Origin of the sequence: Streptomyces sp. NPDC093085, from assembly GCF_040683935.1 — a bacterium.
Taxonomy (GTDB): domain Bacteria; phylum Actinomycetota; class Actinomycetes; order Streptomycetales; family Streptomycetaceae; genus Streptomyces.
Window position 1 is genome coordinate 353,359 of sequence record NZ_JBFBFB010000001.1, and the last position, 17,637, is coordinate 370,995.

The following is a 17,637-nucleotide window of genomic DNA, read 5'->3' on the forward strand; positions in this document are numbered from 1 at the left end:
CGGTGCGAGGCGCACCGTGGGTGAGGAATCGGAGCGGACGTGAGCGTCGAGGCGGGAGCCGTGGGCGGGCAGAGCGATACGGCGAGGGGCGCCCTGGAGCCGGACGAAGCCTCGTCAGCGAAGCAGCCGACTGACACTGGCGGATACGCGGCGGGTGCACAGGTCCTGATCCGAGACGAGCTGTGGCTGGTGCGCAACTGCACGGCCACCGACCGTGACGGATGGATGGTTGAGGTCACCGGCATCTCCTCGTTCGTACGCGGGATCGACGCCACCTTCTACGACCGGCTGGATGTCGTTCAGGAGCTGGACCCGCGCGAGACCGAGCTGGTGGCTGACGATTCTCCGAACCATCGCAGATCCCGTCTGTTCCTTGAGGCGATCATGCGGAAGACGTTCCTGCCGCAGACCGAGCACGGCCTGGCGCTGGCGGACAACTTCCTCATGGACCAGCAGGTCCACCAGCTGCGCCCGGCGGAGCTGGCGCTGTCCATGAAGAACCCGCAGCCGCGGATCCTGATCGCGGACGTGGTGGGTCTCGGTAAGACCCTGGAGATCGGGGTGCTGCTGGCAGAGCTGATCCGGCGGGGGCGCGGCGAGCGGATCCTGGTGGTGACGCCGCAGCACGTGCTGGAGCAGTTCCAGCGCGAGCTGTGGACCCGGTTCGCGATCCCGTTGGTGCGGCTGGACTCGACCGGTATTCAGCGGGTGCAGCAGGACATCCCCGCCGGGCGGAACCCGTTCGCGTACTTCAAGCGCGCGATCATCTCCGTGGACACCCTGAAGAGCGACGTGTACGCCCACCACCTGGACAACACCGACTGGGACGCCGTCGTCATCGACGAGTCCCACAACCTCGTCAACCGCGGCACGAAGAACAACGCGCTCGCCCGTCTACTGGCACGCAAGACCGACGCGCTCGTGCTGGCCTCGGCCACCCCGCACAACGGCGATGCCACCTCTTTCGCCGAACTTGTCAGGATGCTGGACGAGGCTGCGATCGCCAATCCGTCCCAGTACGAGGTGAAGGACCTCGCGCACCTCTACATCCGGCGCACCAAGACCGCGGCTGAAGTCCGCGAGTCCCTCAAGGGGACCTGGGCGGACCGCGGCCCGTCCCTGCCCCTCCACGCTCCGGCCACCGAGAAGGAACGCGCGGTCCTCGCGGAACTGGCCACCCGCTGGATCCCGGCCGACCCGGCGACGCCATCGGCGAGCCGGCATCAGCTCGTCCCGTACCGATTGCTGAAGTCGTTCCTCTCCTCGCACAAGGCGCTGCTGGCGACCATCAAGACCCGCATCGGAAACCTCGACAATCCACCGCCCGACAAGCCCGACAACGGTTCGAAGACACGGAAGCGGCCGGAGGACCCGGCGGTACGCGAAGCGGCACGGAAGGTCGAGCGGGCAGCCCTGACCGACCTGCAGCACCTCGCCGAGCAGATCGAGGACCAGGACTCAGCGAAGCGGGCAGCGCTGCTGGACGAGCTGCGGGAGCTGGGCGTCGGCCCAGGCTCGGACACCCGAGTGGTCGTGTTCTCCGAGAGCATCCCCACCCTGAAGTGGCTGGCGGAGACCGTCCCGGCCGTACTCGGCTTCCGGCACACCGCCAGCCCGGACGAGAAGAAGCCCTGGCTGGGATACGGCGGAGCCGTACAGGTCATGCACGGCGAGGCCAGCACGGATCAGGAACAGCAGGACATCGTCGAGAAGTTCGGGCTGCGCGACGACCCGGTGCGCATCCTGTTCACCGGCGACGTCGCTTCCGAGGGCGTCAACCTGCATCAGCAGTGCCATTTGCTGATCCACTACGACCTGCCGTGGTCCCTGATCCGCATCGAGCAGCGCAACGGCCGTATCGACCGGTACGGGCAGGAACACCGGCCTGAGTTCCGCGCGCTGATCCTCACCAGTGACATCCCGTGGCGCATGGACGAGACGACCGGACAGCCGCGGACCCTGGATGACCGGCTGGTGGGTGAGAAGCTCCTCAGGCGTGAGGAGGAGGCCCACAAGATCGAAGGTTCGGCTGAGGCTGTGACCGGCCTGTACCGGGCCAAGGAAGAAGAGAACCGCCTCACCCAGGACCTGATCGCGGGTCGCACCGTCGAGGAGTCCATCAAGCAGTCCCAGCAGGGCGGAGCCGCCTTCCTCACCGGGCTGCTCGGCCAGGTGGGCGCAGTCCACGAACACCCCGAAGTAGCCCGCGCCGTCGTACCGAAGCTCTTCCGGTCCACCGCGGACTACTTCGACGAGGCACTGCGGCAGATCTCCCGTCCCAACCCCGAGGACATGCTGTCGTTGCGGCGCGACGACGACGGCACCATCGCCTTCGAGCCACCACGGGACCTGCTGTACCGGCTCAAGGCATTGCCCAAGTCGTACCTGGACGAACAGCAGATCCTGCCGCGCAAGACCGAGCCGGGACGCATGCGCATCACCTTCTCCAAGGACCTCGCCGGCGCACGCCTGAAGGCGGCGAGGGAGACTACCGCGTCCCAGTGGCCGAACGTCTCGTACGTCACCGACGTCCACCCGGTCCTGGACTGGCTCACGGACAAGGTGCTCGTCGAGATCGGACGTCACAAGGCCCCGGTGCTCGCCGCCACCGTGGACAGCCCGACCTTCCTGGTCCAGGGCATCTACTCCAACGCGTTGGGCAAGCCCACCATCGTCGAGTGGATGGCCGTCTCCGGCCTTCCCGACAGCCCGCATGTCACAGCGCTGACCGCCGACGTACTGGAGAGCTACGGCGTGGGCCCGAACATGCCCGGCCGCGCCACGCCCCGCGACCTGCCGGGCCTCAACGCGCTCGTGCCCGACGCCATCGACGCCGCACAGCGACAACTCGCCCTCCTTGAAGGCGCGTACCGCGAGCAGATCGAAGAGACCCTTGCTCCCTATCGCAAGAAGGTCACCGACTGGCGGCAGGACGCCCTCTTCGCCAGTGCACGCCCGAAGGAAGCGGAGCTCGACCGCACGGCCAAGCGACAGCTGAAGTTGGTCAAGTCCCTGGAGACGGCGGGCGAACCGATGCTGCGCCTGCTGGCCGTCCTCGAACCGCACACCGCCACCGAAGGAGGCACCGAACGATGAGCACCGACTTCGACTCCTTCGCCAACCGTGGCGAGTACCTGTCCGCGCACTACTTCGCCGACCAGCTCGGCACCGACCTCAAGAAGGGCCTGTTTGCCACCTGGGCGCAGCGCGAGGGCGACGAGAACGACCCGCGCAAGACCCCGCGCGAGCTGCTGCGCACCCTGCGCACCCCCTACCTTGCCGAGGAGCTGCGCGGCTACTTCGTCAAGACCACCCAGGCCGACGCCGAGGATGATGCCCGCCTCAACACGCACAACGACCCCGAGTGGACCAAGCGCCTCGCGGAGTGGCACCAGATGGTCCTGCGGGCCCTCGGCTACGACACCTCCCCGGCCGAGCTCACCGTGCACCGCGCAGGCCGCGACCACACCCTGCCGGTCGCCTACCACGGCCATGGCATCGTAGCCCTGGACTGCGGCTGGACCGCCGCCAACGACGACGCCCTCGACCCCGACCGTGCCGGACGGCTCCTGTCGTCCGTACGGGTCAGCGCGAGCGAGTCGTACGAGACGTGCGCGGCCCTGGCCTCTTGGCTCTTTCAGAGTGAACTCGGCGAGGCCGGCGGCCCGCACCCCCGCTTCGTCCTGCTGCTGTGCGGCGGCGTCATCCTGCTCGCCGACCGCCAGGCCTGGAACGAGGGCCGATATCTCGCGGCGAACCTCGACGCCGCCCTGGAACGCAACGACCGCGCTCAGCAGGGCGAACTCGCCACCATCGCTGCCCTGTTCAGCCTGGACATGCTCCGCCCCGGCGAGAATGACACTAGCCGCGCGATCGACGCCCTGCTCAAGTCCTCCGGTGACAACGCAGCCGGTGTCTCCAACGAACTGCGCTACGGCCTGCAGCGCTCGGTCGAGATCATCGCTAACGAAGTCTTGCACCGGATGGCGGATCCGAAGAACAACGTCACCCCGGCCGATATCGAAAGCCCCAAGATCCCCTTCGCACGCGAACTCACCCGCGAAGCGCTGCGCTACCTCTACCGCGTCCTGTTCCTGCTGTACGCGGAAGCCCGCCCCGAACTAGGCATCCTCCCCGCCGACGACGGGTCGTACGAGGCCGGTTACTCCATGGCCCGCCTGCGCGAACTCGTCGAGCGCGACGAGGAACTCGTCGAGGAGGAGGCCAAGAACGGCTTCCACCTCTTCCAGTCCCTCGACGTCCTGTTCAACAAGGTCAACTTCGGCCACCGCGCGTACGGCACCGAGCCCGACGATGACCAGCCCGGCGACGATGAGGAGACTCGCAAGGCCAAGGAGGCCCGCCGAAGCGAGGACCGCGGCCTGCGCTTCGAGGCCCTGCGCAGCGAACTCTTCGAGCCGACCGCCATCCGCCTCATCGGCACCGGCGTCCTGGACCCGCGCAGCGACGAGGACAACGATCCCCGCTGGCTCGACCTGTGTCTGCGCAACGAAGCCCTCCACGAGGTGCTGCGGCTGCTCACCATGAAGAAGGGCAAGCGCGGCGAACGCGGCGGCTTCATCTCCTACCGCAACCTCGGCATCAACCAACTCGGTGCTGTCTACGAGGGGTTGATGTCCTACACCGGCATCATCGCCAAGGAGGAGCTGTGCGAGGTGGCCCGAGGCGGTGACCCGGAGCAGGGTTCCTGGCTCATCCCCTCGCACAAGCAGGACCAGTACCCCGACAAGACCCTCGTCCAGTACGGCGAGGACGATGCTCGCAAGGGTCTGCGTGGTGCCAAGAAGTATGAGAAAGGCTCGTTCGTCTACCGGCTCGCCGGCCGCGACCGGGAAACCTCGGCCTCGTACTACACCCCCGAGTCGCTGACCAAGGTCACCGTCGAGCTCACCCTCAAGAACCGCCTCGACCAAGAGCGCGACGAGCACGGTGGTGCCATCAAGACTCGGGCGTCGGAGCTGCTGAAGTACAAGATCTGCGAGCCGGCGCTCGGCTCGGGCGCGTTCCTCAACGAGGCCATCAACCAGGTCGCCGATGAATACCTGCGCCGCCGCCAGGACGAACTCGGCATCACCATGCCCGCGGCCCAAGCGATCACCGAGAAGCAGAAGGTCAAGGCGTACATCGCCCTACACAACGCTTACGGGGTCGACCTCAACGCGACGGGTGTCGAGCTGGCTGAGGTATCGCTGTGGCTCAACACGATGCACCCAGGCATGCGCGCGCCGTGGTTCGGGTTGCATCTGCGCCGCGGTAACTCGCTCATCGGCGGGCGCCGCGCGGTGTACGCGGGCGATGATGTAGCGGGCAAGGACAAGGCCTGGCTGAAGGCGAAGGGTGCTCTGGCACCAACTCCGCTGCCTTTCCTCAAGGATGGCGAACCGCAGCTGCTGCCCGACGACGCGGTGCACCAGTTTCTGTTGCCGACCCCTGGCTGGGCCGCGGTCGCGGGCTCGAAGGAAGCCAAGGAGCTTGCCCAGGAAGGCGTTGAGCAACTCGCCGCCTGGAAGAAAGGGATCCTCCAGCGCCCCAAGCGCAGCACCGCGCACCTCAATGCGGACGGCAGTCTCAAGCTCAATCCCAAGACCAAGCAGCCGAAGCCGGAAGCATCCTCGCAGTTCACGAAGCTGCGGGATGCCGCCCGGCGGGTCGAGTTCCTGTGGGCGGCCGTGGTCAAGCGCATGGAACTCTCCGAGAAGGAGATTGCGCGTCGGATCGACCTTTGGCAGGCCGATCCCTCAGACCCCGAGTACGCCTTCCTCCAACACCCCGACCAAGCGGTGCCGAAGGAAAAGGTCCTGGAGGACCTCTTCAACGCCGTCGACACTCCGTACTGGCGGCTGAAGAAGGTCATGGACGCTTGGTGCGCCCTTTGGTTCTGGCCGGTCGACAAGGCCGGGCTGCTGGACGGGAGTGACGGCGAGTACGCGACACGGACCGTGGTCAGCGATGCGGACGGCCTCAGCGAGGTGCTCGGAGGGGTGCCGCTGACCGGGGAGCGACCTGACTCTCAAGCCGCTCCCGAGCTGATGACCGTCGCTGCGCTGAAGCCCGCGCTGCGGTTCGTCGAGGAGTCGGCTCTGTTTGCGCTGGGGCCTGAGCAGACCTCCTTCGAGGACCTCGAACTGTCCGCGGACGACGACGTCGTCGTGGAAGTGCGACAGGTCGCGCCGAAGGCGGCGAAGAAGGGCCCGGCTAAGCCGAAGGCGCCAGAACGGCGGCCGATCGTCCCACTCAAGGACCTCGACGACTGGCTGGAATTTCTGGAAGCCATGCTGGGCACAGCCGACGTGCCCGAAGGCACGCTCATCGACAGTTTCAAGAGCCTCGACGAACTGAAGAGCTTCGAAGAGACGCTTCCCGGGTTCATGGGGATGGACATCGACAACCCGGAGGACCGGTTCCCGTGGCTTCGGACGGTGCGCGACATCGTCGAAGAGCAGGGCTTCCTCCATTGGGAGCTGGAGTTCGCCCTCGTCTTCGCCCGTGGCGGTGGCTTCGACCTCCAAGTGGGCAATCCGCCGTGGGTTAGGCCTGACTGGAACGAGCACATCGTCCTTGCAGAGCAGGAACCATGGTTTGCCCTTGCCGAGCATGTTTCGAATGCTGAGAAGAAGCGTCGAAGGGAAAGTGTTCTCGATTCGCCGGATTCGAGAAATCGCCTCCTTCGAGAGCTGACCACTGTTAACGCAGTCGCCAATTTTCTTTCGTCTCCCCTTAACTATCCCATGCTTGAAGGAACCCGTCCTGACTTCTACCGAGCGTTCATGTGTCAGACCTGGTCGCATGGGTCGTCGCGCGGCACGATTGGGCTAGTTCATCCTGACACGCACTTCACAGGAGAAAGGGAGGCCGCACTCCGGGAGGCCGCCTATCGGCGGCTGCGAATTCATGGCGACTTTGTCAATTCTGGTCAGCGTTTCTTTCCACGTCCCGTTGGGGACACGGCACACTTCGGCATTCATATCTATGCTGCACTCGGAGAAATCAGCTTCGATCATCTGTCGTGGCTAGTCTCTGCGGATTCTCTACGCCTTTCACCTCTGCATGATGGTACGGGCGAGGTTCCTGGAATCCGCTACCGGAATGGAGACTTTGACGAGCGTCCACACTTGTCGCGAGTCGTGCACGTGGACCGCCACCTGCTCGCATTGTGGCGCCGCCTCATGGACGAAGAAGACAAGCCAGCGGAACAGGCGCGTTTGCTGTTCCCAGTAAGCACAGGCGAGGCTTCCGCTATCGCTTCCCTAGCTAAGTATCCACTGCGCTTGTCGGCTCTGACGCCCCAGATTTCAATGGGATATCTTGAAGGCGGCAAGGAGGCAGCTGGCCTTATTGACCGAAATATTCCCATGAGGCCGGAAGGTCGCGAATATCAGCCGGAGCGGTGGCGTCATGTGATTCTGAAGGGTACACAGATTAGCGTCGCTACGGCCGTCTTCAAACGCCATGATGCCAACAGTAATGATCCGTACGGGGTGGATCTCGTTAAGTTGGATCCCGATTTTGTTCCATCCACTTCGTACGTGCGCACTGGTGGCGCGCAGGCGTTTATTGCGGCCCAAGATCGTTGGATTGATTATCAGGTTCTTTCGCGCCTTCGCTCGGACGAAAAGGCGATCGCAAGGGCCCGCGTCAAGCTATCCGGGGACCTGTGCCTACCAGAGGATGAAATTGATTCAGATCGCATCGATGATTATCTGGAAGAGCGCTCGCGTAGACGATACTCTGCATTCTATCGAATGGCTTGGCGTCGCCAGGTAGCGACGAATACTGAACGCGCCCTGTACGCTGCGATTATCCCGCCTGGGACGACGCATCTGGACGGTGTGAACAGTCTCGTAATGCCTGACGCGCAGACCACTCTTCTGGTGGCCGGTTTCTGGGCTTCGCTGCCTTTGGACTATTTCCTCCGAGCCACGGCGAGAAGCGATCTGCGAGCGGCTGGAGCAAAAGCCATGCCCGCCCCCAAGCCCGTACACCCGTTGGCTTCTGCACTTCTTCTGCGGACGCTCCGTTTGAATTGCCTTACTCGTGCATATTCCGATCTGTGGGCTGATCTGTACGATCCCACCTGGATTGCGCATGAGCCGTGGGCGTGCGATTGGCCGGGCCTGTCGCCGCTGAACGAGGTCAATCACGAGTGGGCAGCTGATTCGCCCCTGCGGACTGAGCGGGCCCGTCGGTCGGCCTTGGTGGAGATCGACGCTTTGGTCGCTGTCTGGCTCGGCATGGACGCTGATGCTCTCGTAGCGGCGTACCGCGGCCGTTTCCCCGTACTCCAGAAGTACGAGGCCGTGACCTGGTTCGACGCCGACGGCTGGAAGCTCGCCGGCAACGCGCGCACGATCGGGCAGCGGCAGACTAAGGAGACGTGGAAGCAGTTCGAGGCGTACCTAGCCGCCCCGGACACCACCCCCGTACCGGAGGGTTACACGAAGCCCTTCCACAAGGCGGACCGCGAGACCGAGATGCGCGAGGCCCACACCTACTTCCAGAAGCGGCTCGACGAAGCGATCGCGCGCGGCGAGTGGGACCCGGTCAAGCAGGAGGTGCTGAAGCCGTGAGGCCGACGCTGGAGGCGCGGGGGCTCAAGGAGAGCCTGCTGCAGTATCTGTCGACGACGTACGCGCTGACGGATGAGGGCGCGCGCGAGGCGCTGCATCGGTTCCTCGGGGACGAGACGACGGGGATGTTCCGCGGGCCGTACCTGCGGATCCGTACGCCGTTCACGGCGGCGGACGAAGGGTGGCGCGAACACCTGGAGTGGCAGCGCGAGGGATTCACGCCGTACGCGCACCAGGCAGTCGCGTTCGAGCGGCTGACTTCTGCGAATGGGCACACACCGCAGCCGACCCTCGTCACCACGGGCACGGGCTCGGGCAAGACGGAATCGTTCCTCTACCCCGTACTCGATCACTGCCGCCGGGAGCGGGAGGCGGGGAGGACCGGCGTCAAAGCGGTGTTCCTCTACCCGATGAACGCCCTCGCAACCGACCAGGCGCAGCGCATCAACGACCTGCTCACGCAGAACGACGAGGCGCTCGGCAAGCTCTGGGCGGGGCTGTACATCGGGGACCGGGCGGCAACGCAGTATGAGAAGGTGCGTACGCGGCGTTCGGACATGCAGCTGTCGCCGCCGGACATCCTGATCACCAACTACAAGATGCTGGACCTGCTGCTGCAGAGTGAGGACGATGCCCCGCTGTGGCGGGAGGCGGACATCCAGTATGTGGTGGTGGATGAGTTCCACACGTACGACGGTGCGCAGGGCACCGACGTGGCGATGCTCCTTCGACGGCTCGCGTCCGCGGTGGGCATGTCCGAGAAGGGACGCCCGCTGGGACGCATCTGCCCGGTGGCGACCTCGGCGACGCTCGCATCAGGAACAGACAAAGACGGGGTGACGCGCCTGCTGGAGGTGGCGAGCGACGTCTTCGGTACGGAGTTCACGGCGGAGTCCATCGTCGGGGAGAACCGGCTGTCGGTGGAGGAGTTCATCCCGCTGACGGACGTGAAGATGCAGGGGCTTCCCACCCCTGACGAGCTGCTGGCTCTGCCCGATCCCGCTTCTGGAGAGGAGGCGATGCTCGACCTCATCAAAGCAGTGACCACGGTCGCCGATCCGGATCCGTTCCTGCTGGGCGAGAACCTGAAACGGCATCTGTTCACCCGAGCGGTGATGCAGGCGTTGGACGGCGAAGTGAAGACCAGCCCCGAAGTACTGGACGTCATGTGGCGTGCAGGCGCGGCCGGTTGGGCGGAGGCCGTGGCCCGGCAGCCGGAGAAGGCGGCCGAGGCGCTCGCCCGGTTCGTAGCTCTGCTGTCGTACGCACGCGACCCCAAGTCGCCTCCGGGAGAGCCGCGTCCGTTCGTACACGTCGAGGTGCACCAGTGGGCCCGCTCCGTCTCCCGGCTGCTGCGTGGCGTACTGCCTTGGCCAAAGGCCGAGTTCCGCTGGGACGCGGCCGGCAGGGCAGACGCCAGCGCCACGGACGGCGGCCGAACGGCGCCGGTGACGACCGCGACGTCGGGGCAGAGCGCCAACCTTTTCCTGCCAGCCATCTACTGCCGGGACTGCGGGCGGTCGGGCTGGGCGGTGTTCTCGCCGGAGAGCGATGACCACGACGTCCAGTTCGACACCTTCAAGATCCGTCGCGCCTCCCTCGGTCAGGACAAAGCTCGGGTACGGAACCTGATCGCGGCGACCGAACGGGAGGCGCGCGAGGGCTCCGGAGCAGCGCCCATGACGGCCGGCGGTAGGGGTACGAGCGCGGCATCGCAGGGCTCGGGCGGTTTGCTCATGGTGCTGGACGGCGCGCGCAAGCGGCTGCGGCTACCCGATCCGCTCAACGACTACGACAAGGACACCAAGGAGCCGCGGCTGACCGCCCGCGACTCGTCGTTCGTACTGGTCAACTTCGGCGGCACGGTGGCGAACACCGCAGCCAGGGAAGACTGGTGTGCGGCGTGCGGCGAGCGCAACGCCATCCGCTACCTGGGAACCGGGTCGGCCGCGATGGCCGCGGCGTCGATCACGCAGCTGTTCACGGGCGGGGAGCTCGACAAGAAGCTGCACGAGGACAAGACGCTGATGTTCAACGACTCGGTGCAGGATGCCGCGCACCGGGCCGGGTTCGTCGCCAACCGTTCGTATACCTTCTCGCTGCGCGCCCTGCTGGCCAAGCACCTCAGGCACGACCAGCCGACGCCACTCAATGACCTGATCGCGGGCGTGGTCGAGGCCACCACGGATAAGGACACTCTGGCTGCGGTGGTGCCGCCGGATCTGCACGGGTACAAGGGAGTTGATCGGCTGCTGTCCGGCGAGGGTCGTGGCGGGAGTCTGCCAGTGTGGCGTCTTATCGGGCAGCGTCTCGCGTTCGAAGCGCTGATGGAGTTCGGCTTCCGATCGCGCAATGGCCGCACCCTGGAGCTGACCAGGACCGCTGCTGCGCAAGTTCGTATCGACGATGCGGCGGCCGTCGTAGCCCTCGTCAAGCGGATCCACGAGGAGTGCGTGCGCGACGGTGTCCCGCTGATCGCTCAGGACGACGCACGCTATCTGGCGTTCGTACGGATCTTCTTGGAGCGGCTGCGCACCCGGGGTGCGGTGGCCCACAAGTGGCTGAGCAAGTACGTGGACGAGGCGGGTACCAGCCGGTACTTCATCTGGGGCAAGCGGGCGCCAGGCATGCGGGCTTTCCCCAAGCGCGTCGCGGCCCCGGTGTTCCTGCTCAGCCAGCCCAAGAACGGCAGCGAGTTCGACTTCGCGACCGGGCGGTTGTCCTGGTACGAGCGGTGGGCAGGGCGCTGCCTCGGTCTCCCGCGCGAGATGGCGCCGGAGTTCTGGAATCGGCTGCTGCCAGAGCTGGCCTTGCTCGGCCTGCTCTCGGTCCGTACTCCGACTGATACCTCGGTACGGGTGTACGGCTTGAAGCCGGGCAACATCGAGGCCCAGCTGCTGGACGACGAGCAGGTGCGTCACGCTTACGTGCGCTGCCCGGTTTGTTTCTGGGAGCAGACGGTCCACCCGTCCCTGCTCGACCAGTGGCACGAGCAGCCGTGTCCCTCCTACCGCTGCCGCAATGGCCGACTGGTGGCCGGCGACCGGCCCGAGGGCCTGGGCGCGCACCACCGCGACCGCGACTACACCGACGACTACTACCGTCGTCTGTACCGCAAGGCGGGCACCTATCAGGTGGTCACCGCTGAGCACACCGGGATGCTCTCCCGTCCGGAGCGGGAGAACGTGGAGAAGGCCTTCAAGCGCCGCGAGGGCTTCAAGGACCCCAACGTCCTGTCGTGCACCCCGACGTTGGAGATGGGCATCGACATCGGTGACCTGTCGGCGGTCGTGCTGGCCGCGCTGCCGCGTCGCCCTGCCAGCTACGCCCAACAGGTCGGGCGGGCGGGACGCCGTACGGGCAATGCGTTCTTGTTGACCATCCCCGACCGGCGGCGTCGCGACCTGTACTTCCTGGAGCGGCCCAAGGATCTGATCGCGGGCACGATCGTGCCACCGGGCTGCCATTTGTCGGCCATCGAGATCCTGCGCCGCCAATACCTGGCGCACCTGCTGGACCTTGCGGCCGCCGGACGGCTGGTGCGTGCGGACGGCATCGTGCTGCGCGCGCTGCCGCACAAGGCGCCTCGTCTGTTCGGGCCTTCGGGCTACCTGGTTGACCTGGTGGAGCTGGCCATCGCCCGGGGGGAGGAGCTGGCGAAGGGGTTCATGGAGTTGTTCCCCTCCGGTGTCAACGACCAGGCCAAGGCCGATCTGCGCGCGTACGCCACCCACGACCTGCGCTCCAAGGTCGAGGAGGCCGAACGGGAGTGGTTCCGCGGCCAGCGAGCGCTGCGGGCCCGGCTGCGTGAGATCGACGATGCCCACGAGGAACTACACGACTCCGATCCGGACCAGGCACGGCAGAAGGCCGAACTGGACGCCGAACGACGTGGAGTTGGCCGCCGCCTGATGAACCTGGGCGAGACATCGGCCCAGACCGCGCTGTGTGATCTGGGGCTGCTGCCCAACTACGCGCTGATCGACTCCACGACCGTTCTGTCGGCGACGCTTTACGGCGAGGACGGGGTGGACGCCAAGACGGGGCAGGTGAAGTACACCTCCACCACCGACTCCTACGAGAGGCCACGGCGTATCGCCCTGGAGGAGATGGCCCCGGGCAACACCTTCTACGTCAACGGCCACAAGCATCAGATCACCGGTCTGGAGATCTCCACCGGCGGACGGCAGGACTGGCGCACCTGGCGGGTATGCCCGGGCTGCGGATATGTGCGTACCGAGGACGCCGCCGAGGACCGGTCACCGTGCCCGCGCTGCAAGACCAGTCACATCGCGGACGACGGCTCTTGTCTGTTCCAGATCGTCGAACCAGCAACCGTGACCTCGCGGGACAAACGGGAAGACGCCCAGATCCGCGACGACAAGGATGACCGGGACCGCCGCTTCTACACGGTCGTGGACGCGGTCGACATCCCGGTGGAGACCATTGAGCCGGGCTCCTGGCGGCACGACAGCCAGACGTTCGGCGTCGACTACTGCCGCAAGGCGATGATCCGCCGGATCAACGTCGGACCCGTCCGCTACGACGCCCCGAACCGTGACGACTTCGCCGGCCACCGCGTGCGCCTGAACCCGTTCCACGTGTGCACGGCCTGCGGCGCGGCCACCGCGGACGGCCAGCCGGTCTTCGACCACGACACCGACGCACTCGACTCCCTCGCCGCCCGCAGTGGAGCACTCAAGCACCACCGTCCATGGTGCCCGCTGCGGCGCGGAAAGAAGGACGGCGTCCGGCAGGAACCGGTCCTGCTCGCCCACAAGTTGGAGACCGAAGCCCTGCGGGTCCTCATCCCCGCCGCCACCGCAGACGTCGATTCCAAGGTGCACTCGTTCAGGGCCGCACTTCGCCTCGGCGTGGACCTTCACTTCGGCGGCGACCCTCAGCACCTGGCCACCACCGTCGCCTCCATGCCGGACAACGAGAGCGGCGAGCGCCGCTGGTTCCTCGTGCTCTTCGACTCGCTGCCCGGTGGCACCGGCTACCTGGACCGGCTGACCGACCCGATCGCGTTCCGCGACACCCTGGCCAAGGCGTACGAGATGCTCAAGGAGTGCCCGTGCGCCGAGGAGCAGCGCCGGGCCTGCCACCGTTGCCTGCACCGTTACACCCCGGAGCCGTTCCAGGACATCGTCTCGCGCCAGGCCGCGCTGACGATGTTGGAGTCCCTTCTGTTCAAGCAGGACGGCTCGGACGGCTGGGAGTGGAGCGAAGTCGACCACACCGGACTGGTAGGGCTGGACGCCCAGGTCGAATCCGACCTGGAGGCGCGCTTCCTGGCGGCCCTGCGCGACTGGGTGAAGGTCACCGACGACGCCTCCCTCGACGAAGACGGCCATGCGAGCGGGCATCTGCGCTTCACCGACGGCCCCGGCGTCATGCACTGGCGGCTCACCGCGCAGCAGCAACTCCGGGGCACCGTCACCGACTTCACCTTCACGCGCATCGACGGGCCGACCCAGAGCGTCAAGGTCTACCTCGAAGGCTTCCGCTTCCACGCCAGCCGCGAGCACAACCAGATCGCCACCGACGCGGCGAAGCGCACCCTCCTGCGCGCCGAAGGGGAGACCGTCTTCCAGATCACCTGGGCAGACATCGATCTCTTCGAGAAGCGCCCCACCCGTACGCAGCCCGTATGGCCGCCGTACCGGGGTACGGCTCAGGAACAGGCCAAGACCGCCTACGAGCAGTATGGCGGCCAGCGCGCACACTTCGCCGACGCCGTCTTCGCCAACCCCATCGACATCCTGATCGCCTACCTGCGTGATCCGGATGCCGACCGCTGGGCCCGCCGGGCCCGCGCCCTGGTCACCGGACTGACGGCCCAGCCAGGCACGGCCCCGGTCACCGCGACCGGACGCCGCAGCGAACTGGTGGCTGCCCTGCGCGGCCAACTGGCCACCTTCTCCGCCACCGAGCGCCACGACAAGCCGGTCGTGGCGGATGCCACCGGCATCGGCCCCGTCCACGTCTTCCGTACGCAGGACGAGACCGGGCTCCCGCTCGTGTTCGCCCTGGACGCCGCCGACCCTGAGGCCCTGAAGTGGACCGCGCTCGCCGTGCTCGACGACTCCGAAGCAGTGCTGGACACGGACGAGCACAAGGAGCGCTGGCGGTCCTGGCTGTACTGGACCAACCTCACCCAGTTCCTTTCGCTGGCCGGCGGCGACGGCGTTCAGCTCGCCACCAGCAAAGCTGCGGACTTCGAGGTCGAGGTCCTCGCGGTCTGCGGCGGGCTCGGCGAACTCGAATCGCTCATCGGCGCCCCCGCACCCGTCGTGTCCGAGGTGCCCGCGGCCGTGGTCAAGCCCGTCGACCCGGATCCCGGGCACGACTCGCCAGCCGAAGCGGCCCTGGCCCAGGCCCTCCGCGACGCCGTCTGGGACGAGGACATCCTGGAGATCCTGCGCGAAGACGCGGACGAGACACCGGACTTGCTCCGCCTCGCCGAGAGACTTGCCGACCGCGGCAAGCAGGCACCCGTCTTCGGCTACGAACTGGGGACCAGCCGCTGGCAGGTCGACTTCGCCTGGCACACCTCCGCCCTCAAGATTGCCGTTGTCGCCGTCCACCAGGGTGACGACGACCCCGAGACCCAGCGACGCGATGCCGCGTATGCCGAAGACGGGTGGACTGTGCGTACCGCCGCCGAATGGCTCGCCCATCTCGACGAACTGCTCGACCAGCTCCCCGACACGGAAGAAGGCACGCTCCGATGACCGCCCGGCTCAGCCTGTACCGCAAAGCCGAACAGGAGCTGTACAAGCTCGACCGCTCGGTCAAGGCCCAGTTCTACGACTTCTGCCACAACTTCCGGAACAACCCCGATCTCCCGGGTCTCAGGAAGAAGAAGCTCAAGGGCGACTCCCGTATCTGGTCGGCTCGCGTCAACCAGGACTATCGGGCCCTGCTCACCCCCACCGGTGTCGACGCAGACGGCGCCGAGAGCTGGCTGGTCATCGCCGTCCGGCACCGCAAGGACGTCTACGAAGAGCTTCAGGTCGCTGTCAACCGCGTCACTGGCGAGATCGAGTTCGTCGACCTCGCCGTCGTCGGCGACAGCGCTCTCCGCAGGGTCGGCATCATCCTCACTCCGGCCGAGCCGGAGGAGCAGGCCTCCAAGCCCGAGACTGTCCCTGAGCGCGAGCCTGCGGCGCCGGCGCTGCTCTCCGCGTACGACGCAGGGCAACTGCAGGGTCTCGGCGTCGCCGAGCAGCTGATCGACCTGGCGCTTACGGTGACCACCAGCGCTGAGCTCGACCAACTCGTCGAGAGCGCCCCGCTGTTGTCGAAGGACATCCTGTACGGCCTCGCCGCCGGGATGGACATCGACGAAGTCCGCAATGAGATCACCGCACCGGTCAAACTCGACCAGCAGCCCGACCCCGACGACTTCGCTACAGCGTTCTCCCGTACCAAGGTCACCACAGTCGACGACGCAGTACGCGCAGTCATCGAGGAAGGCGACTTCCGCGCGTGGAAGGTCTTCCTCCACCCCACGCAAGAACGCATCGTCCACCGCCACTACAACGGCCCTGCCCGCGTCTCCGGCGGTCCCGGCACCGGCAAGACGATCGTCGCCCTGCACCGGGTCAAGCACCTCGCTGAGCAGCTGCCCCCCGGGCACAACAAGCCGATCCTGCTGACCACCTTCACCAAGAACCTCACTACCGACCTGCGCCTGCGGCTCGCCTCCCTCGTTGAACCGGAGCTGCTGGCCCGCATCGACATCGCCCACATCGACCAGCTCGCCGCTCGCGTCCTGGGCGAGAACACCGCCCCCGGACGTGGCAAGCAGCGCGTCTACGACCACGTGGCCTTGAACGAGATGCGCCAACTGCTGGCCGAACTCGACGACCGACGCTGGGAGCCGGAGTTCCTCCTTGAGGAGTGGGAGCAGGTCATCCTCGGCCAGTCGGTCCCCACCCGCTCGGACTACTTCAAGGCCCGCCGCGCCGGCCGGGGGCGCGCGCTCACCCGCCCCGAGCGCAACCACATCTGGAAACTCATCGAGCAGTTCACCGCCCGCCTCGACAAGCTGGGCGTCGAAACCTGGGGCCAGGCCGCCGAACGCGCCGCCCGCTTCGAGATCGAGCGCGCCGCGAAGGTCAGGGCCCGCCGCGAGTACAAGGAAGAGATCGGCGGCAAGGACCTCATCCACCGCGACGACAGCTCCGGCATGCGCTACATCGGCTACCGCTACCGGCACATCGTCGTCGACGAGGCCCAGGACCTGCGTCCCGCGCACTGGAAGATGTTGCGTGCCATGGCCGACCCCGACCAGCCCAACGACATGTTCGTCGCAGGCGACACTCACCAGCGCATCTACGACCACCAGGTCGCTCTTGGCGCCCTCGGCGTCAACATCCGAGGCCGTGCCTCACGGCTGACCCTGAGCTACCGCACGACGAAGGAGATCCTCGCCGAGGCTCTCCGCGTCGTCGACCCCAAGACCAAGAACGAGAAGGTCACGTACGACGACCTCGACGACGGCACCGACACCCTCGCCGGATACCGTTCTGTCCTTCACGGCCCCAAGCCCGACTTCAATCGGTACGACACCTGGGACGAAGAGCTCGCCGGACTCGCCACGACCTTGAGCACGTGGCGCGAGGAACTTTCCACCGACGGCAAGGGCGCCTCCCTCGACCCCAGCGGGCGCATCGCCGTGTGCGTCGCCGACCGCGACATGGTCAGCCAGACCATGTACTACCTCGCCACCAAGGCGGGCATCACCTGCGCCGAACTCACCAAGGACGGCCCCAAGGGTGACGGCGAAGTCCACGTTGGCACCATGCACCGCTTCAAGGGACTCGAGTACCAGCGCCTCGCCATCGTCGGTGCGAGCGACGGCATCATCCCGCGCACCAGCGTCATCGAGCGCTACCGCACCGAAGACCCGCCCCGCTACGAACGCGAGCAGCGTAAGGCTCGCTCCTTGCTGTTCGTCGCCACGACCCGGGCCCGCGATGCCCTGAACATCAGCTGGCACGGCAAGCCCAGTCCGTACCTGCCGATCTGACGCGCCGTA

General features: G+C 66.5%; 4 protein-coding genes. All 4 read left to right on the plus strand.

Annotation, left to right across the window (positions count from 1 at the left end; translation table 11 throughout):
- The first annotated feature begins 39 nt into the window (after window positions 1-39).
- From AB0O07_RS01475 to AB0O07_RS01490, 4 genes are read left to right on the plus strand one after another with little or no spacing between them, the layout of a single operon-like run.
- A complete protein-coding gene (locus AB0O07_RS01475) occupies window positions 40-3,096 on the plus strand; it encodes a DEAD/DEAH box helicase (RefSeq protein ID WP_365625069.1) in 3,057 nt (1,018 codons plus the stop codon).
- Complete coding sequence (locus AB0O07_RS01480) at window positions 3,093-8,588, plus strand: hypothetical protein (RefSeq protein WP_365625072.1); 5,496 nt, start codon at window positions 3,093-3,095, stop codon at window positions 8,586-8,588. The genes AB0O07_RS01475 and AB0O07_RS01480 overlap by 4 nt, the downstream gene beginning before the upstream one ends.
- Window positions 8,585-15,325, plus strand: coding sequence for a DEAD/DEAH box helicase (locus AB0O07_RS01485; RefSeq protein ID WP_365625075.1), 6,741 nt, complete (start codon window positions 8,585-8,587; stop codon window positions 15,323-15,325). The genes AB0O07_RS01480 and AB0O07_RS01485 overlap by 4 nt, the downstream gene beginning before the upstream one ends.
- On the plus strand, window positions 15,322-17,628 hold the full coding sequence (locus AB0O07_RS01490; protein ID WP_365625078.1) for a UvrD-helicase domain-containing protein: 2,307 nt from the start codon (window positions 15,322-15,324) through the stop codon (window positions 17,626-17,628). Before AB0O07_RS01485 ends, AB0O07_RS01490 begins: the two co-directional genes overlap by 4 nt.
- Window positions 17,629-17,637: the final 9 nt, after the last annotated feature.